1 protein-coding gene is annotated in these 1,568 nt (G+C 65.9%); it reads right to left on the bottom strand.

All coding sequences use genetic code 11. The features are described 5' to 3' along the window. Positions 1-1,568 (bottom strand): tetratricopeptide repeat protein (locus tag AC1DU6_RS30600; RefSeq protein ID WP_477861850.1); only part of this gene is annotated, 1,568 nt, incomplete at both ends.

The raw sequence follows: 1,568 nt of genomic DNA, 5'->3' as shown, positions 1-1,568 counted from the left end.
GCACGGACTTGGCGATGGCGAGGGCCTCATCCATCTTGCCGGCGCGCCCCAGCAGCGTGATCAGCCGCATCTGCGCTTGCAGATGGTCGGGCTTGATGGCCAGCACCTTGCGCAGCTGGCTCATCGCCGCTGGCGCATCCTTGCGCGCGTCGTACAGGTCGACCATACGCATCATGGGCAGCACCGAGTTCGGCTGCAGCGTCGTCATCTTGTTGAACGCCTGGGCGGCCTGATTCAGGTTGCCGACTGCCATCTCGGCCAGGCCCACCGCCTCGTAGACCTTGGGGCTGTCGGTGAAACGGCTGGCGGTCTCATTGGCGATCTGGCTCGCCAGCTTGTTCTCTCCAATTTCCATCAAGTAAGAAACCAGCGCGAGGCGGGGCAACTGATGGTCCGGGAAGCGCCTGATGGCAGCGTCCAGCTGGCTGCGGATGTCTTCCGCGCGTGCGCCAGCCCGGGTCTTCGCCGAGATCAGTGCGACGGTGCCGTCAATAGACTGCGGATCTGCCGCGACGACCTTTTCGAAGCGGCCGACCGCGGCTGCCGGCTTGCCATCCTCGTAGTCCATGGCCGCCAGCACGGTGGCGGCAGCCATATAGGACGGCAGGCGCCGCAAAGCCTCTTCGTAATGTGCGCGGGCCTTGTCGCGATTGCCGCGCAGCTGCTCGGTACGTCCGCGCAACAAGGGTGCCACCGGCGTGCCGGGCTGCTTCTTTTCCACTGCATCGATGATCGCAGCGACGTCGTCCAGGCGATTGCGGCGGTACAGCGACATCGCCATCGCCACTTCGGCCTCGACACCGGGATCCTTGGCGGCGACGGACTTGAGCTCTTCCATGGCCTGCTCGGTCTGGCCCGCCGTCATTTCAGCCACGGCCAGGGCCGTACGGCCGCGCGTGTTGCCAGGATTGAGCTTGACGGCCTGGGCGTACATGCGCTTGGCCGCTTCACCGTTCCCCATCTGCAGATGGGCATCGGCGGCCACCGAATAGGCTTCGGAGCTGGCCAGCTTCTCGTCATCGAGCAGCGGCAGCACGAACCCCAGCGCCTTTCGCGCATCGCCGGCGCGGAGCTGCGCACGCGCCATCAGGACGCGCACGGGGCCTGGCGCCGGCGAATTCGGCAGCGCCTTGCCGAGGTGGGCCACGGCCTGGAGGTAGCCGCCTCGCTCGTATTCGATCGTGCCGGCCAGGTACAGGAAGGACGGGTTCTGCGGCGCCATCTTCAGCAGTTGCTGGGACAACTCGGCGGCCTTCTTCAGGTCACGCTTCTCGAAGGCCAGCGTGGCCGAGTAATACAGCACCAGGGGATTGTTCGGCTGCACCTTGCGCAGTGCGGCCAACTGCTTGTCGACGCCATCGAAGTCACGCTGCGCCATCAGCAGCCGCATCACGCCGACGTGGGCCTGCAGCTCGTCACCGTTGCGCTTGAGCGCTTCGCGATAGGCCAGCATCACCTGGGCGGGGTCGGCACCGTTGCTTTGCAGCAGTTCGGCCTTGGACACCCACGGCCGCGCCGATTCAGGATGGGCCTTGAGCGACTTTTCCACCTGCTCCATCGCACCGACC

It is taken from the genome of Roseateles sp. P5_B10 (assembly GCF_056400485.1).
The sequence above is the reverse complement of the archived record's forward strand: the minus strand, read 5'-3'. Positions and strand labels throughout refer to the sequence as shown.